Source organism: Streptomyces exfoliatus (assembly GCF_000725545.1).
GTDB lineage: Bacteria > Actinomycetota > Actinomycetes > Streptomycetales > Streptomycetaceae > Streptomyces > Streptomyces exfoliatus.
In genome coordinates, this window is record NZ_JNZP01000004.1 from 50,164 (window position 1) to 72,577 (window position 22,414).

Sequence of the window (22,414 nt, forward strand, 5' to 3'; positions counted from 1 at the left end):
GATCACGCGAATGAGCGGCCGCGTTCAGGGTGAAAAACGACGGGACGGACACCTCCGCACAAAGGTGTCCGTCCCGTCTCCTGTGAATCCGGAGCCGCCGCCCGCCGGTGAGGGTGGAAAGCTGACCGGCGGCGACCCCGGGGGTTCCGGTGAATCCGCTGCTGAACGGGGGTTCAGCAGGATCCGGCGGCCGTACCTGGATCCCGGTTCAGGAGGGCCCGACCGCCACTCCTGAACCGGGGGTCAGCAGGGCTCAGCGGCTGTCGCTGCCCTTGGACTCGGCGGCCGCGCGGCCCGCCTCGAGCCGCGCCACCGGAATCCGGAAGGGCGAGCAGGAGACGTAGTCGAGACCCACCTCGTGGAAGAAGTGCACCGACTCCGGGTCGCCGCCGTGCTCGCCGCAGACACCGAGCTTGATGTCGGGGCGGGTGGCCCGGCCGGCCTGGACGGCGCTGCGCACCAGGGCGCCGACACCGTCCTTGTCGATGGTCTCGAAGGGGCTGACGCCGAAGATGCCCTTCTCCAGGTACGCGGTGAAGAACGAGGCCTCCACGTCGTCGCGGGAGAAGCCCCACACCGTCTGCGTCAGGTCGTTGGTGCCGAAGGAGAAGAACTCCGCGGCCTCGGCGATCTGACCGGCGGTCACGGCGGCGCGCGGCAGCTCGATCATGGTGCCGAGCGCGAGCTTGAGCTCGACGCCCGTGCGGGCCTGGACCTCGGCGATGACCGTCTCGGCCTCCTCGCGGACGATCTCCAGCTCCTGGACGGTGCCGACGAGCGGGATCATGATCTCGACGCGCGGGTCGCCCTTGGCGTCGATGCGCTGGGCCGCGGCCTCGGCGATCGCCCGGACCTGCATGGTGAACAGGCCGGGGATGACCAGACCGAGGCGGACGCCGCGCAGACCCAGCATCGGGTTCTGCTCGTGCAGCCGGTGCACGGCCTGGAGCAGGCGCAGGTCGTTCTCGTGCGGCTCCTTGCGGGACTCCGCGAGGGCGACGCGCACCGACAGCTCGGTGATGTCGGGCAGGAACTCGTGCAGCGGCGGGTCGAGCAGCCGGACCGTGACGGGCAGCCCGTCCATGGCCTCGAAGAGCTCGACGAAGTCCGTCTGCTGGAGCGGCAGCAGGGCTTCGAGGGCCTGGTCGCGCTCGGCGTCCGTGTCCGCGAGGATCAGCCGCTCGACGTACTGGCGGCGCTCGCCGAGGAACATGTGCTCGGTGCGGCACAGGCCGATGCCCTGGGCGCCGAAGCGGCGGGCGCGCAGCGCGTCCTCGGCGTTGTCGGCGTTCGCGCGGACCCGGAGGCGGCGGACGCGGTCCGCGTAGGCCATGATCCGGTGGACGGCGGCGACGAGCTCGTCGGCGTCGTCGGCGCCGGCGTGCATCCGGCCCTCGAAGTACTCGACGACCGGGGACGGTACGACGGGTACCTCACCGAGGTAGACCTTGCCGGTGGAGCCGTCGATGGAGACGACGTCACCCTCCTCGACGACCTGGCCGTCGGAGGTGGTCATCCGGCGGCGCTTGGTGTCGACCTCGAGCTCCTCGGCGCCGCAGACACAGGTCTTGCCCATGCCGCGGGCGACGACGGCGGCGTGCGAGGTCTTGCCGCCGCGCGAGGTGAGGATGCCCTCGGCGGCGATCATGCCGTCCAGGTCGTCCGGGTTGGTCTCGCGGCGGATCAGGATGACCTTCTCGCCGGACCGGGACCACTTGACGGCGGTGTACGAGTCGAAGACGGCCTTGCCGACGGCGGCGCCCGGGGAGGCGGCGATGCCGCGCCCGATCTGGTCGACCTTCGCGTCCTCGTCGAACTTCGGGAACATCAGCTGGGCGAGCTGGGCGCCGGTGACGCGCTGGAGCGCCTCGGCCTCGTCGATCAGACCCTGGTCCACGAGCTGGGTCGCGATGCGGAAGGCGGCACCGGCGGTGCGCTTGCCGACGCGCGTCTGGAGCATCCAGAGCTGACCGCGCTCGATGGTGAACTCGATGTCGCAGAGGTCCTTGTAGTGGGTCTCAAGGGTCTCCATGATGTGCATCAGCTGGTCGTACGACGTCTTGTCGATCGACTCGAGGTCGGCCAGCGGCACGGTGTTGCGGATACCGGCGACGACGTCCTCGCCCTGCGCGTTCTGCAGGTAGTCGCCGTAGACGCCCTGGTGGCCGGAGGCGGGGTCGCGGGTGAAGGCGACACCGGTGCCGGAGTCCGGGCCGAGGTTGCCGAAGACCATCGAGCAGACGTTGACGGCGGTGCCGAGGTCGCCCGGGATGCGCTCCTGGCGGCGGTACAGCTTGGCGCGGTCCGTGTTCCAGGAGTTGAAGACGGCCTCGATGGCGAGGTCCATCTGCTCGCGCGGGTCCTGCGGGAAGTCGCGGCCGGTCTGGGCCTTGACGATCTTCTTGAAGTGCTTGACGACCTTCTTCAGGTCGGCGGCGTCCAGGTCGGTGTCGCTGGCGACCTTCTTCGCGGCCTTGGCCTCGTCGAGGGCCTCCTCGAAGAGCTCGCCGTCGACGCCGAGGACGGTCTTGCCGAACATCTGGATGAGCCGGCGGTACGAGTCCCAGGCGAAGCGCTCGTTGTCCGCCTGGCGGGCGAGGCCCACGACGGACTCGTCGGAGAGGCCGATGTTGAGGACCGTGTCCATCATGCCCGGCATGGAGAACTTGGCTCCGGAACGGACCGAGACCAGCAGCGGGTCGTCGGCCTGGCCGAGCTTCTTGCCCATCTTCTGCTCGAGGGCGTCGAGGTGGGCGGACACCTCGTCGCGGAGCGCGACAGGCTCCGAACCGCTCTCGAGGTAGACCTTGCACGCCTCGGTGGTGATCGTGAAGCCGGGGGGGACCGGGAGACCGAGGTTGGTCATCTCGGCCAGGTTCGCGCCCTTGCCACCGAGCAGGTCCTTCAGGTCCCTGTTGCCCTCGGTGAAGTCGTACACGAACTTCTGATCATTGTTTTCCGACACGGGTCCCGACTCCTCGATGACTCGGTTGGCTGCCCTGACGGCGAGGAACATACCCAGATCGAAGGCTTCTGGGGAGGTACGCCTAGCGGACACCCGGTCTTAACCACCCGTCCGCCAGCACTTCGAAAGTTACCGAGCAGAAGCTTCCGCTTTCACGGCCCGAAGGCTCCTTGACCCAAACCAGTATTTCATCGCTCACGTGAGCGCGCATTCGTGCATTTGCGTTCAAGTCTTGAACGCAAAAGGGGTGGCACCCAGTGCCACCCCTTCAGGCGGTGCAGTCGGCCGTAACCTGCTCATGTGAGCGGCACCCCCCTCAGGGGTGGCGAGGATCACTCCCCAGGAATGCCCTCATCTCAGCCGCCGGACGTGTCCAGCTCGGCGTCCTCGCTCACGCCGGCACAGTCATAGGGGTCCTTCAACCAGCCATCCGGCAGGACGACTCGGTTGTTTCCGGACGTACGGCCCCGGGGACCGTCCGCGCCCACCGGCCACGGCTGGTCCAGGTCCAGCTCGCTCAACTGAGCGCGCAGTTCGTCCAGGGACGAGGTGATCGCCAGCTTCTTGCGCATCTCGGAACCCACCGAGAAGCCCTTCAGGTACCAGGCGACATGCTTGCGGAAGTCGATGACACCGCGTGCCTCGTCGCCCAGCCACTCGCCGAGCAGCCGCGCGTGCCGCACCATCGCGTCCGCGACCTCCCGCAGCCCCGGCTGCGCGTACGTACCCGTGCCCTCGAAGCCCGCCACCAGGTCGGAGAAGAGCCACGGCCGGCCCAGGCAGCCGCGCCCGACGACCACGCCGTCGCAGCCCGTCTCCCGCATCATCCGCAGGGCGTCGTCGGCCGACCAGATGTCGCCGTTGCCGAGGACCGGGATCTCGGGCACGTGCTCCTTGAGGCGCGCGATGGCGTCCCAGTCGGCGGTGCCCCCGTAGTGCTGGGCGGCGGTCCGCCCGTGCAGGGCGATCGCCGTGACGCCCTCCTCGACCGCGATCCGGCCCGCGTCGAGGTACGTGATGTGGTCGTCGTCGATGCCCTTGCGCATCTTCATCGTGACCGGCAGGTCGCCAGCGCCCGTCACGGCCTCGTGCAGGATCGCGCGCAGCAGCGGCCGCTTGTAGGGCAGGGCCGAGCCGCCGCCCTTCCGGGTCACCTTGGGGACGGGGCAGCCGAAGTTCAGGTCGATGTGATCGGCCAGGTCCTCCTCGACGATCATCCGCACGGCCTTGCCCACCGTCACGGGGTCGACCCCGTACAGCTGGATCGAGCGCGGCTGCTCCGTCGCGTCGAAGCGGATCAGCTGCATCGTCTTCTCGTTGCGCTCGACCAGGGCGCGCGTCGTGATCATCTCGCTCACGAACAGCCCCTTGCCGCCGGAGAACTCGCGGCAGAGGGTACGGAAGGGGGCGTTGGTGATGCCGGCCATGGGGGCGAGCACCACCGGCGGCTGCACGATGTGCGGCCCGATGGCAAGAGGGGTGAACGCGGTCATGGACCCCATTGTCCCGCACCCCGGCCGCCTTCCGTCAGCCGTACCGTCCGCGCATGGCCGAGCTCACAGCCGTACCCCCGCCCGCTCGCGGACCACGATGCCGAGGAGCCGCTCGACACCGGCCCTGGTCTCGTCGTCGAGCGGGACGTAGGTGACGAGGTGCGGCCCGGGGGTCGGGCCGAGCCAGAGGTTGGTGTGCTCGAACCGGAGCAGGCCCACGTGGGCGTTGCGGACGACCTTGGTGCGCCCGCCGGGGGCGACCACGTCATGCCGGGCCCAGATCTCCCGGAACTCCGGCGAGGCCTCTTCGAGCCGCCGTACCAGCGCCTTCCAGGCGGGCTCCGCCAGGTGCTCGGCCATGGAGGCCCTGAGCTTCCCCGCGAGCAGGGGCAGGAGCTCCGGCAGATCGGTGGCCGCCGTCCGGAAGTCGTCGTTCGTGAAGGCCAGCCAGAGGGAGTTGCGGTCCTCGCGGGGCAGGGCGTCCAGGTCGCAGAAGAGCCGCCCGAAGGTCCGGTTGTGGGCGAGGAAGTCGAAGCGGCTGTTCTGGACGGCGGCGGGGACGGGCTCCAGCTGCTCCAGGAGCGCCCGCAGGGCCGGGGTCACGGCCGGGGAGACGGCGCCGGGGCGCGGGTCGGCCTGTCCCGCGAGGGCGAAGAGGTGGCTCCGCTCGGTCGGGTCGAGGAGCAGGGCGTCGGCGAGGGCGTCGAGGACCTGCGGGGAGACCTGGATGTCCCGGGCCTGTTCGAGCCAGGTGTACCAGGTGACGCCGACGGCGGAGAGCTGGGCGACCTCCTCGCGGCGCAGTCCGGGGGTGCGGCGGCGACGCCCTCTCGGCAGGCCGACCTGTTCGGGCGTGATGCGCTCGCGGCGGCTGCGGAGGAAGGCGGCGAGCTCGTGCCGCCGGGTGCCGGGGGCGGCCGTCGTCATCGTCGTCACGTCTCCAGGGTGCCGGGGCCCTCAGGCCGTTGCCAGGTGGTGGTTGTACCAGGATAAAGACACTCTGGTACCAGGCTGAGTGGCGGCGGATGGTCAGGGGGTGACCACGACTCCGACTCCCGCACCGCTTTCTCCGGCCCGCACGACCGCCCTGGACGGCCACGTCACCACGCCCGCCCTCGGCCGGCTCGGTCTGTTCACCGTGCTCCTCGGCGCCTCGCTCCCCCTGATCGACTTCTCCGTCGTCAACGTCGCCCTGCCGTCCATCGACCACGACCTCGCCGCGGGACCGGCCCTGCTCGAACTCGTCGTCGCCGGGTACGGACTGTCGTACGCCGTGCTGCTCGTCCTCGGCGGGCGGCTGGGCGACCTCTTCGGCCGCCGCCGGCTCTTCCTCGCCGGCATGGCGGCCTTCGGCCTGACCTCCCTCGCCTGCGGTCTCGCGCCCGGCGCCTGGACCCTGGTCGGGGCGCGGGTGGCCCAGGGCGCCGCGGCGGCCCTGATGCTCCCGCAGGTCCTCGCGACCATCCACTCCTCGACGTCGGGCCCGCGGCGGGCGAGGGCGCTCAGTCTGTACGGGGCGACCGTGGGCCTCTCGATGATGGTGGGCCAGATCCTGGGCGGGGTGCTCGTCGCCGCCGATCTCGCGGGCTCCGGCTGGCGGGCGGTGTTCCTGGTGAACGTGCCGGTGACGGTGGCGGGCCTGGTCCTCGCCCTGCGCACCGTCCCGGAGACCCGGTCCGAGCGCCCGGCCCCCGTGGACGTGCCGGGCACCCTGCTGCTCGGCGCCGCGCTGCTCACCCTGCTCGCCCCGCTGACGGAGGGCAGGGCGGCCGGCTGGCCGCTGTGGACCTGGATCGCCCTGGCCGTGTTCCCGGTCGCCGTGTGGGCGTTCTGGCGGGTGGAGCTGCGGGCGGACCGCGCGGGGCGTACTCCCCTGGTCCCCCCGAGCCTGCTCGGCCTGGTCCCGCTGCGGCGCGGGCTCGTGCTGATCCTGCCGCTCTCGATGGGCTTCGGCGGCTTCGTGTTCGTGATCGCGGTGGCGCTCCAGCAGGGCCTGGGGCTCGGCGCGGTGGTCTCGGGCCTGGCGCTCGCCCCGATGGCGGTGGCGTTCTTCGCGGCCTCGCTCGCGGGTCCCCGGCTCGTACGGCGGTGGGGTACGCGGGTGGTGACGGCGGGCGGCGTGGTGCAGGCCCTCGGCATCGGACTGCTCGCCGTGACCGTCTGGCGCGCCTGGCCGGACCTCTCGGTCTGGCTGCTGCTGCCGGGGATGGCCGTCGCGGGGCTCGGCCAGGGCCTCCAGCTGCCGGTGCTCTTCCGAGTGGTGCTCTCCGAGGTCCCGCCGGAGCGGTCGGGCGTGGGCAGCGGCGTCCTGGTGACGACCCAGCAGTCCGCCCTGGCCCTCGGCGTCGCGACGCTCGGCTCGCTGTTCCTGAGCCTGGCATCGTCCGTCGGCTCGGGCACGGCCCTGACGGTGACGCTCCTGGTCCAGTTGGCGCTTGTCCTGCTCACGGCGGCGCTGTCGCTGCGGCTGCCGAGGACGGTGGGGTAGCGGACACGACGGAGGGCCCGGGGCGGCGCGCGCCCCGGGCCCTCCGTCGTACAGGTGAAGCTACTTCTGAGCGGCCTCGCCGGTCCCGGCGTTCTCGACGTTCTCGGCGTTCTCGGTGCCCTGAGCGCGTTCGCGCATCTTCTTCAGGAGCTCCTGCTTCTGCTCGTCGGCCGTGCGACGGGCGGCACCGGCGCTCTGGACGCCGCCGTGCTGTTCGTCGCGGGACAGCTTCTTGCGCTGTCCGCCGACGCCGAGGAGGTTGTTGCGCTTGGCCATGGGGGTTCTCCCGTGCAGTGAGGTGGGCGGTGGTCGAGCTCGATCAGCTGGGCTGGGCGCTCACTCGTAGATCTGGAAGAACGAAGACATGTCGGTGACGGTACCTCGGCCGCGGGAGGCCGAGCACCACATTTCCCGGCCACCCCCACCCCCCACCCCTCACGGAATGACAAATATTGAAATCTGTCATCGGTCATGTCACTCTTGAGCCATGACCCACACCCCGCGCATTCCCACCCGCCCCCTCGGCACCACCGGCCCCCGCGTCTCCGCCCTCGGCCTCGGCTGCATGGGCATGTCCGCGCTGTACGGCGAGAGCGACCGCGCCGAGTCGATCGCGACCCTCCACGCCGCCCTGGACGCGGGCGTCACCCTGCTCGACACGGGCGACTTCTACGGCATGGGCCACAACGAGCTGCTGATCGCCGAGGCGCTCCGCACCGCGCCCGCCGCCGCCCGCGAGCAGGCGCTGACCAGCGTCAAGTTCGGTGCGCTTCGCACGGTCGAGGGCGGGTTCACCGGCTACGACGGCCGCCCGGCCGCCGTGAAGAACTTCGCGGCGTACTCGCTCCAGCGGCTCGGCACCGACCACATCGACATCTACCGGATCGCCCGCGTCGACCCCGACGTGCCGATCGAGGAGACCGTCGGCGCCATCGCCGAGCTGGTCGAGGCGGGCCACGTACGGCACATCGGCCTCTCCGAGGTCGGCGCGGACACCCTGCGCCGGGCGGCGGCCGTGGCCCCGATCGCGGACCTCCAGATCGAGTACTCGCTGATCTCCCGGTCCATCGAGGAGAAGATCCTCCCGGCCGCGCGCGAGCTCGGCATCGGGATCACGGCGTACGGAGTCCTGTCCCGCGGTCTGATCAGCGGTCACTTCACCCGGGACCGGGAGCTGGCACCCGGCGACTTCCGCGGCATGAGCCCGCGCTTCCAGGGCGAGAACCTCCAGCGGAACCTGGACCTGGTGGACCGGCTGCGGGCGCTCGCCGACGCGAAGGGCGTCTCGGTGGCGCAGACCGCCGTCGCCTGGGTCCTCGCGCAGGCGGGACGGCAGGGCGTGGACATCGTCCCGCTGGTCGGCGCCCGGCGCAGGGACCGGCTCGCGGAGGCGCTCGGCGCCCTCGACGTCACGCTCGACGCCGCCGACCTGGCCGCGATCGAGGAGGCCGTCCCGGCCGGCGCGGCGGCCGGCGAGCGCTACCCGGCGGCGCAGATGGCACACCTGGACAGCGAGCACTGACCGGCCGCCGCCAGGCCTCCACGGCTAACAAGTACTGTCATTCCATGGCCGCCACCGAGACCCTGACCGCAGAGCGCATCCTCGAAGCAACCGAGGAGGTGCTGCGTCGTTACGGCCCGGCGAAGGCGACCGTCGTGGACGTGGCCCGGGTGCTCGGCGTCAGCCACGGCAGCGTCTACCGCCACTTCCGTACGAAGGCGGCGCTGCGCGAGGCGGTCACGGAGCGGTGGCTGGAGCGGACGGTCGTGGAGCTCCGCCCGTACGCGGAGGAGCCGGGTCCCGCCGCCGAGCGGCTCACCGGCTGGCTGACCGCCCTCTTCGGGCTCAAGCGCCACAAGGCGGGCGGCGACCCGGAGCTGATGGCCACCTTCCAGGTCCTCATCGGCGAGAACAGCGCGGTGGTCGACCGGCACGTGGACCATCTCGTGGGCCAGATCGCCCGGATCGTCGAGGACGGGCACCGGGAGGGCGTGTTCGCCGCCCCGGAGCGGGACTTCGCGACGACGGCCCGCGCGGTCTTCGACGCCACGGACCGCTTCCACGACCCGGCGCACGCCGGCGACTGGTCCGCCCCGGACATCGGGGACGCGTTCGCGGCGGTCGTCTCCCTGGTGCAGCGCGCGCTGCGGCCCTGACCTCGTACGGGAAAGCCCCCGGCTCCGAAAGGAACCGGGGGCTTCGCCGTACGCGCGAACGGACTCAGCGCACGAACGGACTCAGCAGCCGAGCAGGCGGCTGCCCAGGTAGCCCTGGATCTGGTCGAGGGAGACGCGCTCCTGCTTCATGGTGTCGCGCTCGCGCACGGTCACCGCGTTGTCGTCGAGGGTGTCGAAGTCGACGGTGACGCAGAACGGGGTGCCGATCTCGTCCTGGCGACGGTAGCGGCGGCCGATGGCGCCGGCGTCGTCGAACTCGATGTTCCAGTTCTGGCGCAGGTCCGCCGCCAGGCCCTTGGCCTTCGGGGAGAGCTGCGGGTTGCGGGACAGCGGCAGGACGGCGACCTTGACCGGGGCCAGGCGGTGGTCGAGGCGCAGGACGGTGCGCTTCTCCATGACGCCCTTGGCGTTGGGGGCCTCGTCCTCGTTGTACGCGTCGAGCAGGAAGGCCAGCATCGCGCGGCCGACACCGGCGGCGGGCTCGATGACGTACGGCGTGTAGCGCTCGCCGGTCTCCTGGTCCAGGTAGGTCAGGTTGGCGCCGGAGGCCTTGGAGTGCGCGTTCAGGTCGTAGTCGGTGCGGTTGGCGACGCCCTCGAGCTCGCCCCACTCGCTGCCGCCGAACGAGAAGCGGTACTCGATGTCGGCGGTGCGCTTCGAGTAGTGGGAGAGCTTCTCCTTCGGGTGCTCGAACCAGCGCATGTTCTCCTCACGGAGACCCAGGCCCGTGTACCAGTTCCAGCGCTGCTCCATCCAGTATTCCTGCCACTGCTCGTCCTCGCCCGGCTTGACGAAGAACTCCATCTCCATCTGCTCGAACTCGCGGGTGCGGAAGATGAAGTTGCCCGGAGTGATCTCGTTCCGGAAGGACTTGCCCATCTGGCCGATGCCGAACGGCGGCTTCTTGCGCGAGGTCTGCTGCACCTGACCGAAGTTGGTGAAGATGCCCTGCGCGGTCTCGGGACGCAGGTAGGCGACGGAGCCCGTGTCCTGGGTCGGGCCGAGGTGGGTGGAGAGCAGGCCGGAGAACTGCTTGGGCTCCGTGAAGGTGCCCTTGTTGCCGCAGTTGGGGCAGTTGAGGTCGGCGAAGCCGTTCTCGGGGAGACGGCCGTGCTTCTCCTCGTACGCCTCCTCCAGGTGGTCGGCGCGGTAACGCTTGTGGCAGGAGGTGCACTCGGTCAGCGGGTCGGTGAAGGTGGCGACGTGACCGGAGGCCTCCCAGACCTCGGTGGCCAGGATGACCGACGAGTCGATGCCGACGACGTCCTCGCGCGCGGTGACCATGTAACGCCACCACTGACGCTTGATGTTCTCCTTGAGTTCGACACCCAGCGGTCCGTAGTCCCAGGCGGCCTTCTGGCCGCCGTAGATCTCACTGCACGGGTAGACGAAGCCACGGCGCTTGCTCAGGCTGACGATGGTGTCGATCTTGTCGGCGGCCACGGTGCTCTCTTCATTACGACGACGAAGTGCGAATGCCACAGGTTACCGGCGCCCGCGGGGCCGGAATCAAATCGGTTCGACCTCGTCCATCGGGAAGTGGAGGGCGGCCGGTACGCGGCTGTCGACGGCGCTGACCAGGTCGCGCCCCGACTTGTACCAGTCTGCCGCGAATTCGATACAGGCGCCGTTCTCCCCGAAGAGCCGCCGCGCCCCGGAGGGAAGGATCCCGAGCCCCACGACTCGATGCCAGCGCACCCCGTGCGCGTGGCCCTCGGTCCAGTGCATCAGAGAGGGGTACGCGGCGAGGGCGGCGTGGACGACGCCGGGGCCGAACGGCGCGAGCCACGGCGTCGGCGCGGGTGAAGCGTTTCGCGGCCCAGGCGCGGAGGCCGTCCCCACCCACGGCTCCGAGGGCGGGGGAGCCCCAGTCGATGCCCGGCACAGTGGGCCCGCACTGTAGTGCGGCGGAACACACGTCCGACAATTGACAATCGTTTCCAGTTTTGTTGAAAATGAGTGTCATGAACGTACGTCGCCTGATACCCAGCACCGCCCTCGCCGGAGCCGTCACGCTCGGCCTCGTCTCCCTCTCCGCCTGCGGAACCTCCGACGCGGCGGGCAAGGACAGCGGCGGCAAGCTGGACGTGGTGGCCTCCTTCTACCCCATGCAGTACCTGGCCGAGCAGATAGGCGGCGACCACGTCGCCGTCGACACGCTCACCAAGCCCGGCGTCGAACCCCACGACCTGGAGCTCAAGCCGAAGCAGATCGGCGAGCTCGGCGAGGCCGACGTCATCCTCTACCTCAAGGGCATCCAGCCCGCCGTCGACGAGGCCATCGCCCAGGCCGGCGTCAAGAACACCGTCGACGCCGTCACCCTCACGAAGCTCGAAGCCCACGGCACCGGGACCGGCGGCCACGAGGGCGAGGCGGGCCACGAGGGCGAGACCGCCGAGGAGCACGCCGAGCACGCCGGCGAGGGCCACGCGGAAGAGGAGGCGGGCCACGACCACGGCTCCGAGGCCGGCGCCGACCCGCACGTCTGGCTCGACCCCGTGAAGTACGCCGAGGTCGCCAAGGGTGTCGGCACCGCCCTGGAGAAGGCCGACCCGGACCACGCCGCCGACTACAAGAAGAACACCGACGCGCTGGTCAAGAAGCTCGGCGACCTGAACACCGAGTTCACGAACGGTCTGAAGAACACCACGACGAAGACCTTCATCACCACCCACTCCGCCTTCGGCTACCTCGCCGAGCGGTACGGCCTGGACCAGGAGGGCATCTCCGGCATGGACCCCGAGTCCGAGCCGAGCCCCGCCCGGATCAAGGAACTCCAGGACAAGGCGAAGAAGGAGAAGGTCACCACCGTCTTCTTCGAGACCCTCGCCAGCGACAAGACCGCCAAGACCCTCGCCTCGGACACCGGTCTCAAGACCGACGTGCTCGACCCGCTCGAGGGAATCACGGACACGTCCCAGGGCGATGACTACATCGAGGTCATGCAGTCCAACCTCGCCGCGCTGAAGAAGGCCCTCGGCGCCAAGTGACCGCAGCACCACAGCAGGAGGTACGAGCCATGGCAGCGCCGGAACCAGCCCCCGTCATATCCGTCCGCGGAGCCACGGCGGCCCTCGGCGCCCGGCCCGTCCTCCGGGGCGTCGACCTCACCGTCCACCACGGTGAGGTCGTCGCCCTGCTCGGCGCCAACGGCTCCGGCAAGTCCACCGCCGTCCGCTCCGTCATAGGCCAGGTGCCGCTGACCGGCGGCCGGATCGAGCTGTTCGGCACGGAGCAGAAGCGGTTCCGCGACTGGGCCCGCGTCGGCTACGTACCGCAGCGCACGACCGCGGCCAGCGGTGTCCCCGCCACGGTCCGCGAGGTCGTCTCAGCGGGCCGGCTCGCGCGCCGCAGGTTCGGCTGGACGACGAAGGAGGACCGGGCCGCCGTCGAGCGGGCCATGGAGCTCGTCGGCCTCGCCGACCGCGCCAAGGACTCCGTCACCGCCCTCTCCGGCGGCCAGCACCAGCGGGTCCTGATCGCCCGCGCGCTCGCCTCCGAGCCCGACCTGCTGATCATGGACGAGCCGATGGCCGGCGTGGACCTCGGAAGCCAGGAGATCCTCGCGGCGACCCTGCGCGAGCAGGTCGCCGAGGGCACCTCCGTCCTCCTCGTCCTGCACGAGCTGGGCGCCCTCGAACCGCTCATCGACCGCGCGGTCGTGCTCCGCGACGGCTGTGTCGTCCACGACGGCCCACCGCCCGAGGCGCTCGGCCAGCACGCCCTGCCGGGCCACGACCACGTCCACCCCCACGCGGCCGACGAGCCGCTCCGCACGGGACTGCTGACCTGACCATGGACTTCCTCGAACCTGCCTTCATGCAGCGGGCGCTCCTCGCGGCCGTCCTCGTCGGCATCACCGCCCCCGCCGTCGGCATCTACCTCGTCCAGCGCCGCCAGGCCCTGATGGGCGACGGCATCGGCCACGTCGCCATGACCGGTGTCGGCCTCGGCTTCCTGCTGAACTCCAACCCGGTCTGGATGGCGACCCTCGTCGCCGTCGCGGGCTCCGTCGCGATGGAACTGATCCGGGCGTACGGGAAGACCCGCGGCGACCTCGCGCTCGCCCTGCTCTTCTACGGCGGCATGGCCGGCGGCGTCCTGCTGATCAACCTGTCGCCGACCGGCTCCAACGCCAACCTGACCTCGTACCTCTTCGGCTCGCTCTCCACGGTCTCCACCGAGGACGTGACCGCGATCAGCATCCTGGCCGCCTTCGTGGTCCTGGTCACCGTCGGCCTGCGCCGGCAGCTCTTCGCGATCAGCCAGGACGAGGAGTTCGCCCGGGTCACCGGCCTGCCGGTGCGCGCCCTGAACCTGCTGATCGCGGTCACGGCCGCGGTGACGGTCACGGTCGCGATGCGGGTCGTGGGCCTGCTGCTGGTCAGCGCGCTCATGGTGGTTCCGGTGGCGGCGGCCCAGCAGCTGTCGAAGTCGTTCCGGGCGACCTTCGTCCTCGCGGTGGCGACCGGCGTCACGGTCACCCTGGCGGGCACGGTCACCTCGTACTACCAGGACGTCCCGCCCGGCGCGACGATCGTCCTGTACGCGATCGGGATCTTCGTCGTCCTGACCCTGCTCGCCGCCCCGCTCGCCCGGCGGCGGGCCCGGGCCGCGGAGCAGGCCGCGGCGGACTGCGACGCCCGCTGCGTGCCCACCACCCGGCAGCCGAAGGACGACGTGAAGGTGCTCTGATCTGGGACACACGGGGGACTGGCAGAATGGCGGGGGCAGACAAGCATTCAAGGAGGCCCCCGTGGTGACGGCAGGACCCCCCGTACGAGGCCGCTCGACCAAGCAGCGGGCCGCCGTTTCGGCGGCCCTGAACGAGGTGGACGAGTTCCGCAGCGCCCAGGAGCTGCACGACATGCTCAAGCACCGCGGCGACTCGGTCGGCCTCACCACCGTCTACCGCACGCTCCAGTCCCTCGCGGACGCGGGCGAGGTGGACGCGCTGCGCACCAGCGACGGCGAGACGGTGTACCGCCGCTGCTCGACCGGCGACCACCACCACCACCTGGTCTGCCGCGTCTGCGGCAAGGCCGTCGAGGTGGAGGGCCCGATGGTGGAGCAGTGGGCCGAGGCGATCGCCTCGGAACACGGCTTCGTGAACGTGGCGCACACGGTCGAGATCTTCGGCACGTGCGCGGACTGCGCGGAGAAGTGACCTGACATGCGAGTGGGCCCGCACCGGAATCATCCGGTGCGGGCCCACTCGCATGTCACACCCGTATGTCACACCCGTACGGTGTTCCGGTCCAGGATCGCCCGCAGCCGGTCCGCGTCGGCCGGGTCGGCGAGCCCGCGCTTGGGCAGGTAGGCGAGGCCGGTGCCGGACGTGCGGTCCGTGAACAGGACGAAGAGCCGGGGCGTCTCCACGTACCGGGTCAGCAGCGCCCACCGGATCGTCGTGTCGGTGTCCCGCGACGTCCACCGCCCGCCGTCCTCGCCCACGACCGCCCGGGCCTCGCCCTGGGACCCGATCAGCCGGAAGAGGCTCTGGGCCGTCGCCCAGGGAACCAGCTCGGCGGCGGCCACGGCCACCAGGCCGAGGAACGCCAGGAGGACCGCCTCGGCCGGGTCCCCTGACACCAGGGCGAACCCTGCGACCAGGACCGACAGCGCACAGGCACCGCGCGCGGTCCACCGCAGCAGCCGCCACCAGCGGGTGGCCCGCAGCCGGACCCGTACCGCCTCGTTCACCTCGGCCAACTCTGCCGAGTAGACGAGCTCCACCCCCTCCCCCACGGCGGCCTCAGGCCTTGTCGAGGACGGCCATGTCGGCCGGGTCGACGCCGCCGAAGCGCCGGTCGCGCTGGGCGTACTCGACGCAGGCGCGCCACAGGTCGCGGCGGTCGAAGTCCGGCCACAGCACGTCCTGGAAGACCATCTCGGCGTACGCGCTCTGCCAGATCAGGTAGTTGGAGGTGCGCTGCTCGCCGCTGGGCCGCAGGAAGAGGTCCACGTCCGGCATGTCCGGGTAGTAGAGGTACTTCTGGATGGTCTTCTCGGTGATCTTCGCCGGGTCGAGCCGGCCCGCCTTCACGTCCTCCGCGAGGGCCTGCGCCGCGTCCGTGAGCTCCGCGCGTCCGCCGTAGTTCATGCAGAAGTACAGCGTCAGCTTGGTGTTGTCCTTGGTCTGCTCCTGGGCGACCTGGAGCTCCTTGGCGACCGACTTCCACAGCTTGGGCATCCGGCCGACCCAGCGCACCCGGATGCCGAGCTCGTCGAGCTGGTCGCGGGTCTTGCGGATGAAGTCGCGGTTGAAGTTCATCAGGAAGCGCACTTCTTCGGGCGAGCGCTTCCAGTTCTCGGTGGAGAAGGCGTACAGCGAGATCGCGCCCACACCCATCTCGAGCGCGCCCTGGAGCACGTCGAGCACCTGCTCGGCGCCGACCTTGTGCCCCTCGGTGCGGGGCAGGCCGCGCTCCTTGGCCCAGCGGCCGTTGCCGTCCATGACGATCGCGACGTGCTCCGGGACGAACTCGGGCTGGAGCTTCGGCGGACGGGCGCCGGACGGGTGCGGCTCGGGGGTGCTGTACTCCCGGCGCTGGCGACCGAGCAGTCGTGCGATGGCCATGACGTGGTCTCTCCTACCTAGCTTTTCTCGACGTACCGCAGGGAGCGCAGGCCGCGCTCCAGGTGCCAGTGCAGATAGGCGGACACGAGTCCGCTGCCCTCCCTGACGTGACGCGGCTCGCACGCGTCCGCCGTCGCCCAGTCGCCGGTGAGCAGCGCGCTGAGCAGGCCTACGGCCTCCGAGGAGGGTACGACGCTTCCGGGCACCCGGCAGTCGCCGCATATGACGCCGCCCGCCGCGACCGAGAAGAACCGGTTGGGGCCGTGGAGTCCGCATTTCGCACAGTCGTCGAAGCTGGGGGCGTAGCCGTTCACGGCGAGCGAGCGCAGCAGGAAGGCGTCCAGGATGAGGTGGGGGGCGTGCTCGCCCCTGGCGAGCGTCCGCAGGCCCCCGACGAGCAGCAGGTACTGCTGCACGGCGGGCTCGCCCTCGTGGTCGGTGAACCGCTCGGCCGTCTCCAGCATGGCGGTGCCGGCGGTGTAGCGGGCGTAGTCGGTGACGATGCCGCTGCCGTACGCGGCGATGGTCTCGCTCTGGGTGCAGAGCGGAAGGCCGCGCCCGACCAGCTCGCTGCCCCGGGCGAAGAACTGCACGTCCACGTGCGAGAACGGTTCGAGCCGGGCCCCGAACTTCGACTTCGTCCGCCGCACCCCGCGCGCCACGGCGCGTACGCGCCCGTGACCGCGCGTGAGGAGGGTGATGATGCGGTCCGCTTCACCCAGCTTCTGGGTGCGCAGCACGATGCCGTCGTCGCGGAACAGACTCATGGGCCCATTCTCCCGTACGGCGGGGGCGCGCCGACCGCAGGCCGGACATCCGGTCAGACTTCCGGGAACGCTTTCCGCATACGGGCGAGGAGGGCCGCGGCCGCCGGAGCGGCGGGGCCGTCCGCCGGCCAGGCGAGGGCGACCCGGCCGCGGAGCTCCGGGGCGGTGAGGGGAAGGGTACGGAGACCCAGCTCGGCCGCCGCTCCGGGCGGGAGCTCCGGGAGGACGGCGACGCCGAGGCCGCGGGCCGCGAGCCGCGCCAGGAGCTGCGGCGCGGCGGCCTCGAAGGCGACGTGGGGCCGGAAACCCGCCCGCGCACAGGCGCGCTCCAGCACACCGCGCAGGCCGGTGCCGCGCGGGAGGCTGATGAGGGGACGGCCGTCGAGCGCGGCCAGAGGAAGGGCCGTGCGGCCCCCGGAGGCGAGCAGAGGGTCGTCCGGGGCCATGGCGGCGACCAGGGGCATGTCGACGAGGACCTGGAGGGCGACGCCCTGCGGGGGCTCCTCGTCGGCGAGGCCGATCACGGCGAGGTCGAGTTCGCCCCGGTTCAGGGCGGCGAGCATCCGCTCCGACGTGTCCTCCGTGAGGGAGATCTCCACCTGCGGGTGGTCGTCGTGGAAGTCGGCCAGGACGGCGGCCATGTCGAACTCGTCGACGGCGGCGCCGGACACGAGCCCGATCGTGACCTGTCCCCGGACGAGCCCCGCGAACTCGTCCACGGTCCGCCGCAGCCCCTCGACGGCCGCGAGCGCCGCCCGCGCGAAGGGGAGGACCGCCTCACCGACGGCGGTCGTGGTCACGGTCCGGCCGGAGCGGTCGAGCAGCGGCTGCCCGAGCTCCCGCTCCAGCTGCCGGATCTGGGCGCTCACCCCCGGCTGCGCGAGGTGGAGGCGGGCGGCGGCGCGGGTGAAGTTGGCCTCCTCGACGACGGCGAGGAAGTACTGCAGCTGGCGAAGCTCCATAAGCAGTGATTCTAGTGAGGAGAAGTACCCGGTCTTGGACTTCTGGCAGATGCTTCGGCACGCTGGCGATCATGGAGACCACGGCGGGGATACGCGCGGAGATCGCGGCCGAGCGGCGCGAACTGGCGGACGTCCTGGACGGACTGACCGATGAGCAGTGGGACGTGCCGTCGTTGTGCGGCGGCTGGCGCGTACGGGAGGTCGCCGGCCATATGAGCATGGGGTTCCGGTACTCGCTCGGCAGGACGGCGCTGGAACTCGCCCGCGCGCGCGGCGACCTGCACCGGATGACCGACCGTCTCGCGCGCCGGGACGCCGCCGCCCTCTCCCCGCGCGAACTCGCGGCAGCGCTGCGGGACAACGCCCGTCACCCCTGGAAGCCGCCGGTGGGCGGCCTGGCGGCGGCCCTCGGCCACGACGTGATCCACGGCCTGGACATCACCGTCCCGCTCGGCCTCGGGCGGCAGGTTCCCGAGGAGCGCCTGAGGATCCTGCTGGGGACCGTCACCCCTCGGACGATCCACTTCTTCAAGGCGGACCTCGAAGGCGTCACCCTGCGGGCCACGGACCTGGACTGGTCGTACGGGACCGGCACCGGCACTCGGGTGGAGAGCCGCCCCGCCCAGGAACTCCTGCTGCTCGCCTACGGACGCACGCTCGACCGACCGACCGAGAAGGAAGCCTCATGACGTACTCGCACGAGGACGAGGAGCTGGTGAACCAGCCGATCGGCTACTGGACGTGGGCCGCGAACAAGACCCTGTCGGCCTACGTCAGGGGGCGGCTCGCGGCGATCGGGATCACCCAGCCCCAGTGGTGGGTTCTGCACCAGGTGCTGCACAGCGAGGACGGTGCCGCCCGGGACGAGGTGACGACCGCCCAGCAGGGCAACCTGGACGTCGGCGCCGGCCTGGCGCCCGACATCGACCTCCTGCTGGAGCGGACCCTGCTCACCCAGAAGGCGGACGGCCGGCTCCGGATCACCGACGAGGGCAGGGCGCTGCACCAGCGCGCCGCCCTGACACAGCGCGCCAGCCGGGAACGCGTACACGCCGGTATCCCAGACGAGGAGTACCTGATCACCCTGAAGGTCCTGCAGCGCATGATCCGCAACGCCGGTGGGGACGTGTCACCGGCCTGACATGACGATTCAGGGCACCTCGCCCCGGCTCCGGGCGTTGACGTGCGCCGTGGCGGCGCTCAGGCGCTCCGACGAGGTCGCCTCCCGGACGTCCTCGGGCTCCACGTCCCACTCCCGTCCGCCACCGAGCGGGCGGATCTGGACGTACGGCCCCTCGTGGCCCATCACTCTCCCGACCCGCCCGGTGCGGATCTCCACGACGTACGACCCGATGGGCAGTGCGGCTGTCATGACCGGCTCTCCTCCCCCGGCAGTAGGGCTGCGGCGATGAGCCGCGCCGTTTCCGCCGTGCAGCATCCCAATTCGACGAGCGGCCTCGGGGGGTCTCCGGCGAGGGTGACGACGTCGAGCCCGAGCGAGGGGAGCGTGATTCCCGCCCTCGCAAGCGCCTCGCGCAATTCCGCCACTGCCTCTTGTGCGGCTTCGAGTGTCCCCGTGGTCGTCTTCATGATGTCTTCCTTCACCAACGTATGCCTTTCTGAATCCATTTCCTGCTTCGCCTCTCCAGGGTGGGTCGGGATCCGTAGAATCGGCAGATGCGCAGGCCGTACAACTGCGGCGTAGGGTCGGGGAGTTAGTTCATGGCCAAAGGCAAGCAGCAGGACGCGTGGGTGTTCTTCGGCGAGGCCCTGAAGGAACGCAGGGAGGCGGCGGGCCTCACCCAGGAGGAACTGGGCGGACTGGTGTTCGTCTCGGGCGGGTACATCGGACTGTTCGAGCAGGGAATTCGAAAGCCGCAGCTGGATGTGGCGATGCGAATCGACGAAGTCCTACAAACCGGCGGTATTTTCGAACGCACGTGGCGGAAACTCATCAACAAGTCGCCGTACGCCTCGTATTTCAGCGAGGTGGCGGAGTTGGAGGCGGTGGCGACGAAGTTGTGCGAGTTCGCGCCGGGGGTCGTACAGGGCTTGATGCAGACGGCGTCGTACGCCAGCGCCCTGACGATCGCTGCGAACCCGTTCGCCACGGACGAGTACCTCGCGGAGAAGGTGACCTCCCGACTCAGCCGAGCAGAGATCCTCACGGACGCTACAAGGCCGGAGTATGGGGCGATCCTGCATGAGCACGTCCTGCTCACCCCTGTCGGCGGTCCGGCGGCCATGGCCGAACAGCTCGACCACATCGCAGCGCTCGTGCGCAGCCGAGCAGCTGTCGTCACCGTGCTGCCGCGGTCAGTCGGAGCCCACGCCTACATGACCGGCACACTGAAGCTCATCCCTCGACCTGATCAAGTCGGCGGCGGAGGACTACGGACGATGCGCTCGTACGACCTGACCAACGCCCACTGGTTCAAGAGCTCCTACAGCAACGGCCAGGGCGGCGACTGCGTCGAAGTCTCGTACGACGTCCCCGGTGTCGTCCCCGTCCGGGACAGCAAGAACCCCACCGGCCCCGCCCTGATCGTCCCCGCCGCCGCCTGGTCCGCCTTCGTCGCCGGCATCGCCCGGTGACGAAGGGCTGACGTGGGCCGCCGGCCGGTCATACGATCCCGGCCATGTCGATCAATTCCCCGATACCCCGCCTCCAGGGGCCCGAAGGCACCTTCCTGCGGGCCGAGGGCCAGGCTCTGATCCTGCGCCGCCCCCGCGAGGAGATGCACATCCCGCTGAAGGCGATCGAGCGCGTCCGGGCCGAGGGGCGGGCCGTCGCCGTCGAGCTGACGGCCCCGGCGGGGACGACGCCGAGCGTGCAGCGCTTCGAGGGCGTGGACGAGGCCGCCGCCGTCGCGTTCGCCGAGGCCGTGAACGCGGCCCTGCCGGCGGAGGGGAAGTTCGCCGACGGCGCGGAGCACCTCTCGGGAGACCGCCTGGGCGGCGACCCGCACACCACGAAGGCCCTGCGCGCGCTCAAGCGGTGGACGCTGTACGGCGCCCTCGCGATCGTCGCCCTGTGCGCGCTCGTGATCGTCACCGGCCACGCGGGCGCCATCATCCTGATCATCCCGTTCGGGTTCATGGGACTCGGGTTCCTGGCGGCCGGCTCGGCGGTGGCGTACTTCCCCTACCGGGAGTGGCACATCCGCAAGCACGGCGTCACCGTCGTCGCCGAGCGGATCATGGGCGAGCCGGGCCTGTTCGGCTACATGGACCCCACCGGACTGCGGCGCAACGTGAACTCGACCGCCGCCGCGTGGACGATCGAGGTCGCCTACGATCCGGAGGACCCCGGACGCGTGACCACCCTCGGCAAGCGCCCCTGGCTGCGCTTCGACGGCATCCTGGCGGCAGCCAGCCTCGGCATCGGCCTGCTCTTCATCGCCGGGGTGATCGCGCTCGTCGTGACCAGCCTCCTCGGGATCGGGGATTTCTGAGGTCGACACCTGGACTTATGGAAGTCATAAGTTCGCCTTATGAGTCCATAGACCGGGGGCGGGTACCGATCCATACCAGGGGTTATTTAGGGTGGCCTAAGTGTCGGCGGCTCCGCCGCCATGTCGCTTGCGAAGGGAAACCCGTCATGCCCCGCCCCCTCCGGGTCGCGATCGTCGGCGCCGGCCCCGCCGGAATCTACGCCGCCGATGCGCTGCTGAAGTCCGAGGCCGCCGCCGAGCCGGGTGTGTCCATCGACCTCTTCGAGCGGATGCCCGCCCCCTTCGGCCTCATCCGCTACGGCGTCGCCCCCGACCACCCGCGCATCAAGGGCATCGTCAAGGCCCTCCACCAGGTCCTCGACAAGCCGCAGGTCCGCCTGTTCGGCAACGTCGACTACGGCACCGACGTCCACCTGGACGACCTGCGCGCCTTCTACGACGCCGTGGTCTTCTCGACCGGCGCCATGGCCGACCGCCCGCTGGACATCCCTGGCGTCGAGCTCGACGGTTCGTACGGCGCCGCCGACTTCGCCTCCTGGTACGACGGCCACCCGGACGTCCCGCGCACCTGGCCGCTCGAAGCGGAGAAGGTCGCCGTCCTCGGCGTCGGCAACGTGGCCCTCGACATCGCCCGCATCCTCGCCAAGACCGGCGACGAGCTGCTGCCGACCGAGATCCCGGCGAACGTCTACGACGGCCTCAAGGCCAACAAGGCCGTGGAGATCCACGTCTTCGGCCGCCGTGGCCCGGCCCAGGCGAAGTTCAGCCCCATGGAGCTGCGCGAGCTGGACCACTCCCCCACCATCGAGGTCATCGTCAACCCCGAGGACATCGACTACGACGACGGCTCGATCGCCGAGCGCCGCAAGAACAAGCAGACCGACATGGTCGCCAAGACCCTGGAGAACTGGGCGATCCGCGACATCGGCGACCGCCCGCACAAGCTCTTCCTGCACTTCTTCGAGTCGCCCGTCGAGATCCTCGGCGAGGACGGCAAGGTCGTCGGCCTGCGCACCGAGCGCACCGAGCTGGACGGCACCGGGAACGTCAAGGGCACCGGCGCCACCACCGACTGGGACGTCCAGGCCGTCTACCGCGCCGTCGGCTACCTCTCCGACGAGCTGCCCAAGCTCCCCTGGGACGCCGTCTCCGGCACCGTCCCGGACGAGGGCGGTCGCGTGATCGAGGAGGGTGGCGCGCACATGGCCTCCACGTACTGCACCGGCTGGATCCGGCGCGGCCCGGTCGGCCTCATCGGCCACACCAAGGGCGACGCCAACGAGACCGTCGCGAACCTCCTGGACGACTTCGCGAACGGCCGTCTGCTGACGCCCGAGTCCCCGGAGACGGACGCGGTCGTGTCCTTCCTGGAGGGCAAGGGCATCACGTACACGACGTGGGAGGGCTGGTACGCCCTGGACGCCGCCGAGAAGGCGCTCGGCGAGCCGCAGGGCCGCGAGCGCGTGAAGATCGTCGAGCGCGAGGACATGCTGCGCGCGAGCGGCGCGATCCAGTAGCGGACGCGC

At 70.7% G+C, this 22,414-nt stretch carries 24 protein-coding genes; 12 read left to right on the top strand and 12 right to left on the bottom strand.

Annotated features, from left to right (window positions below):
- Positions 1-253: 253 nt before the first annotated feature.
- The 3 genes from ppdK to IO20_RS0106535 all read right to left on the bottom strand — a co-directional run bounded on the left by ppdK (position 254) and on the right by IO20_RS0106535 (position 5,385).
- Positions 254-2,965, bottom strand: coding sequence for a pyruvate, phosphate dikinase (ppdK, locus tag IO20_RS0106525; protein WP_030550338.1), 2,712 nt, complete (start codon positions 2,963-2,965; stop codon positions 254-256).
- A gap of 356 nt (positions 2,966-3,321) precedes the next feature.
- On the bottom strand, positions 3,322-4,458 hold the full coding sequence (gene dusB / locus IO20_RS0106530) for a tRNA dihydrouridine synthase DusB (protein ID WP_037634784.1): 1,137 nt from the start codon (positions 4,456-4,458) through the stop codon (positions 3,322-3,324).
- A 63-nt stretch (positions 4,459-4,521) separates the two neighbouring features.
- Positions 4,522-5,385 carry an MmyB family transcriptional regulator gene (locus IO20_RS0106535; RefSeq protein ID WP_106978594.1) on the bottom strand — a complete coding sequence of 288 codons (864 nt, stop codon included), beginning with the start codon at positions 5,383-5,385 and terminating at the stop codon, positions 4,522-4,524.
- 160 nt (positions 5,386-5,545) lie between these two features.
- Between IO20_RS0106535 and IO20_RS0106540 the strand changes: the two genes are divergently transcribed.
- Positions 5,546-6,946 (top strand): MFS transporter, encoded by a 1,401-nt coding sequence (locus tag IO20_RS0106540; RefSeq protein ID WP_030550344.1) that lies wholly within the window; start codon positions 5,546-5,548, stop codon positions 6,944-6,946.
- A 60-nt stretch (positions 6,947-7,006) separates the two neighbouring features.
- Here IO20_RS0106540 and IO20_RS0106545 read toward each other — a convergent pair whose 3' ends face one another.
- Positions 7,007-7,222 carry a DUF6243 family protein gene (locus IO20_RS0106545; RefSeq protein WP_030550346.1) on the bottom strand — a complete coding sequence of 72 codons (216 nt, stop codon included), beginning with the start codon at positions 7,220-7,222 and terminating at the stop codon, positions 7,007-7,009.
- Between the two features lie 211 nt (positions 7,223-7,433).
- Between IO20_RS0106545 and IO20_RS0106550 the strand changes: the two genes are divergently transcribed.
- Both IO20_RS0106550 and IO20_RS0106555 read left to right on the top strand, forming a co-directional pair.
- The gene (locus tag IO20_RS0106550; protein WP_030550348.1) at positions 7,434-8,468 is read left to right on the top strand and encodes an aldo/keto reductase; all 1,035 of its coding nucleotides are present in this window, start codon (positions 7,434-7,436) and stop codon (positions 8,466-8,468) included.
- A 44-nt stretch (positions 8,469-8,512) separates the two neighbouring features.
- Positions 8,513-9,103: a TetR/AcrR family transcriptional regulator gene (locus IO20_RS0106555; RefSeq protein WP_030550350.1), complete on the top strand. Its 591-nt coding sequence runs from the start codon at positions 8,513-8,515 to the stop codon at positions 9,101-9,103.
- 81 nt (positions 9,104-9,184) lie between these two features.
- On the opposite strand, the gene IO20_RS0106560 is transcribed toward IO20_RS0106555, so the two are convergent.
- Both IO20_RS0106560 and IO20_RS0106565 read right to left on the bottom strand, forming a co-directional pair.
- Positions 9,185-10,567 (bottom strand): glycine--tRNA ligase, encoded by a 1,383-nt coding sequence (locus IO20_RS0106560; RefSeq protein ID WP_030550352.1) that lies wholly within the window; start codon positions 10,565-10,567, stop codon positions 9,185-9,187.
- Between the two features lie 66 nt (positions 10,568-10,633).
- On the bottom strand, positions 10,634-10,852 hold the full coding sequence (locus tag IO20_RS0106565) for a hypothetical protein (RefSeq protein ID WP_157850742.1): 219 nt from the start codon (positions 10,850-10,852) through the stop codon (positions 10,634-10,636).
- Positions 10,853-11,088: 236 nt separating this feature from the next.
- Here IO20_RS0106565 and IO20_RS0106570 point away from each other — a divergent pair, with 236 nt between their 5' ends.
- The 4 genes from IO20_RS0106570 (at position 11,089) to IO20_RS0106585 (ending at position 14,291) form a co-directional block, all read left to right on the top strand.
- Positions 11,089-12,114, top strand: coding sequence for a metal ABC transporter substrate-binding protein (locus IO20_RS0106570; protein WP_030550356.1), 1,026 nt, complete (start codon positions 11,089-11,091; stop codon positions 12,112-12,114).
- A gap of 29 nt (positions 12,115-12,143) precedes the next feature.
- A complete protein-coding gene (locus IO20_RS0106575; protein ID WP_030550358.1) occupies positions 12,144-12,917 on the top strand; it encodes a metal ABC transporter ATP-binding protein in 774 nt (257 codons plus the stop codon).
- A gap of 2 nt (positions 12,918-12,919) precedes the next feature.
- Positions 12,920-13,819 (top strand): metal ABC transporter permease, encoded by a 900-nt coding sequence (locus IO20_RS0106580; RefSeq protein ID WP_030550361.1) that lies wholly within the window; start codon positions 12,920-12,922, stop codon positions 13,817-13,819.
- 61 nt (positions 13,820-13,880) lie between these two features.
- Complete coding sequence (locus tag IO20_RS0106585) at positions 13,881-14,291, top strand: Fur family transcriptional regulator (RefSeq protein WP_030550363.1); 411 nt, start codon at positions 13,881-13,883, stop codon at positions 14,289-14,291.
- Positions 14,292-14,359: 68 nt separating this feature from the next.
- Here the strand turns inward: IO20_RS0106585 and IO20_RS0106590 are convergent, their stop codons facing one another.
- From IO20_RS0106590 to IO20_RS0106605, 4 genes are read right to left on the bottom strand one after another with little or no spacing between them, the layout of a single operon-like run.
- On the bottom strand, positions 14,360-14,872 hold the full coding sequence (locus IO20_RS0106590; protein WP_030550365.1) for a YcxB family protein: 513 nt from the start codon (positions 14,870-14,872) through the stop codon (positions 14,360-14,362).
- A gap of 7 nt (positions 14,873-14,879) precedes the next feature.
- Positions 14,880-15,704 (bottom strand): isoprenyl transferase, encoded by an 825-nt coding sequence (locus tag IO20_RS0106595; RefSeq protein ID WP_030550367.1) that lies wholly within the window; start codon positions 15,702-15,704, stop codon positions 14,880-14,882.
- Positions 15,705-15,721: 17 nt separating this feature from the next.
- Entirely contained in the window at positions 15,722-16,471 is a 750-nt protein-coding gene (recO, locus tag IO20_RS0106600) for a DNA repair protein RecO (RefSeq protein WP_030550369.1), read from the bottom strand.
- A gap of 53 nt (positions 16,472-16,524) precedes the next feature.
- Complete coding sequence (locus IO20_RS0106605; protein ID WP_030550372.1) at positions 16,525-17,433, bottom strand: LysR substrate-binding domain-containing protein; 909 nt, start codon at positions 17,431-17,433, stop codon at positions 16,525-16,527.
- 71 nt (positions 17,434-17,504) lie between these two features.
- Here IO20_RS0106605 and IO20_RS0106610 point away from each other — a divergent pair, with 71 nt between their 5' ends.
- Positions 17,505-18,122 carry a maleylpyruvate isomerase family mycothiol-dependent enzyme gene (locus tag IO20_RS0106610; RefSeq protein WP_030550374.1) on the top strand — a complete coding sequence of 206 codons (618 nt, stop codon included), beginning with the start codon at positions 17,505-17,507 and terminating at the stop codon, positions 18,120-18,122.
- On the top strand, positions 18,119-18,574 hold the full coding sequence (locus IO20_RS0106615; protein ID WP_030550376.1) for a MarR family winged helix-turn-helix transcriptional regulator: 456 nt from the start codon (positions 18,119-18,121) through the stop codon (positions 18,572-18,574). The genes IO20_RS0106610 and IO20_RS0106615 overlap by 4 nt, the downstream gene beginning before the upstream one ends.
- Before the next feature lie 9 nt (positions 18,575-18,583).
- Here the strand turns inward: IO20_RS0106615 and IO20_RS0106620 are convergent, their stop codons facing one another.
- Both IO20_RS0106620 and IO20_RS0106625 read right to left on the bottom strand, forming a co-directional pair.
- Positions 18,584-18,805, bottom strand: a complete 222-nt coding sequence (locus IO20_RS0106620) for a hypothetical protein (RefSeq protein WP_030217357.1) — start codon at positions 18,803-18,805, stop codon at positions 18,584-18,586.
- Complete coding sequence (locus tag IO20_RS0106625; protein ID WP_030550378.1) at positions 18,802-19,023, bottom strand: hypothetical protein; 222 nt, start codon at positions 19,021-19,023, stop codon at positions 18,802-18,804. The genes IO20_RS0106620 and IO20_RS0106625 overlap by 4 nt, the downstream gene beginning before the upstream one ends.
- 132 nt (positions 19,024-19,155) lie before the next feature.
- Between IO20_RS0106625 and IO20_RS0106630 the strand changes: the two genes are divergently transcribed.
- From IO20_RS0106630 to IO20_RS0106640, 3 genes are all read left to right on the top strand, one after another.
- The gene (locus IO20_RS0106630; RefSeq protein WP_051874484.1) at positions 19,156-20,028 is read left to right on the top strand and encodes a helix-turn-helix domain-containing protein; all 873 of its coding nucleotides are present in this window, start codon (positions 19,156-19,158) and stop codon (positions 20,026-20,028) included.
- A gap of 44 nt (positions 20,029-20,072) precedes the next feature.
- Positions 20,073-20,888 carry a hypothetical protein gene (locus IO20_RS0106635; protein ID WP_030550382.1) on the top strand — a complete coding sequence of 272 codons (816 nt, stop codon included), beginning with the start codon at positions 20,073-20,075 and terminating at the stop codon, positions 20,886-20,888.
- Positions 20,889-21,034: 146 nt separating this feature from the next.
- Positions 21,035-22,405, top strand: a complete 1,371-nt coding sequence (locus tag IO20_RS0106640) for an FAD-dependent oxidoreductase (protein ID WP_030550383.1) — start codon at positions 21,035-21,037, stop codon at positions 22,403-22,405.
- Positions 22,406-22,414 lie beyond the last annotated feature (9 nt).

Coding starts and splice junctions, on each gene's coding strand:
- dusB (WP_037634784.1), bottom strand. CDS start 4,458: ATGACCGCGTTCACCCCTCTTGCCATCGGGCCGCACATCGTGCAGCCG.
- IO20_RS0106535 (WP_106978594.1), bottom strand. CDS start 5,385: ATGACGACGGCCGCCCCCGGCACCCGGCGGCACGAGCTCGCCGCCTTC.
- IO20_RS0106545 (WP_030550346.1), bottom strand. CDS start 7,222: ATGGCCAAGCGCAACAACCTCCTCGGCGTCGGCGGACAGCGCAAGAAG.
- IO20_RS0106550 (WP_030550348.1), top strand. CDS start 7,434: ATGACCCACACCCCGCGCATTCCCACCCGCCCCCTCGGCACCACCGGC.
- IO20_RS0106555 (WP_030550350.1), top strand. CDS start 8,513: ATGGCCGCCACCGAGACCCTGACCGCAGAGCGCATCCTCGAAGCAACC.
- IO20_RS0106565 (WP_157850742.1), bottom strand. CDS start 10,852: ATGCACTGGACCGAGGGCCACGCGCACGGGGTGCGCTGGCATCGAGTC.
- IO20_RS0106570 (WP_030550356.1), top strand. CDS start 11,089: ATGAACGTACGTCGCCTGATACCCAGCACCGCCCTCGCCGGAGCCGTC.
- IO20_RS0106575 (WP_030550358.1), top strand. CDS start 12,144: ATGGCAGCGCCGGAACCAGCCCCCGTCATATCCGTCCGCGGAGCCACG.
- IO20_RS0106580 (WP_030550361.1), top strand. CDS start 12,920: ATGGACTTCCTCGAACCTGCCTTCATGCAGCGGGCGCTCCTCGCGGCC.
- IO20_RS0106595 (WP_030550367.1), bottom strand. CDS start 15,704: ATGGCCATCGCACGACTGCTCGGTCGCCAGCGCCGGGAGTACAGCACC.
- recO (WP_030550369.1), bottom strand. CDS start 16,471: ATGAGTCTGTTCCGCGACGACGGCATCGTGCTGCGCACCCAGAAGCTG.
- IO20_RS0106605 (WP_030550372.1), bottom strand. CDS start 17,433: ATGGAGCTTCGCCAGCTGCAGTACTTCCTCGCCGTCGTCGAGGAGGCC.
- IO20_RS0106610 (WP_030550374.1), top strand. CDS start 17,505: ATGGAGACCACGGCGGGGATACGCGCGGAGATCGCGGCCGAGCGGCGC.
- IO20_RS0106615 (WP_030550376.1), top strand. CDS start 18,119: ATGACGTACTCGCACGAGGACGAGGAGCTGGTGAACCAGCCGATCGGC.
- IO20_RS0106620 (WP_030217357.1), bottom strand. CDS start 18,805: ATGACAGCCGCACTGCCCATCGGGTCGTACGTCGTGGAGATCCGCACC.
- IO20_RS0106625 (WP_030550378.1), bottom strand. CDS start 19,023: ATGAAGACGACCACGGGGACACTCGAAGCCGCACAAGAGGCAGTGGCG.
- IO20_RS0106630 (WP_051874484.1), top strand. CDS start 19,156: ATGGCCAAAGGCAAGCAGCAGGACGCGTGGGTGTTCTTCGGCGAGGCC.
- IO20_RS0106635 (WP_030550382.1), top strand. CDS start 20,073: ATGTCGATCAATTCCCCGATACCCCGCCTCCAGGGGCCCGAAGGCACC.
- IO20_RS0106640 (WP_030550383.1), top strand. CDS start 21,035: ATGCCCCGCCCCCTCCGGGTCGCGATCGTCGGCGCCGGCCCCGCCGGA.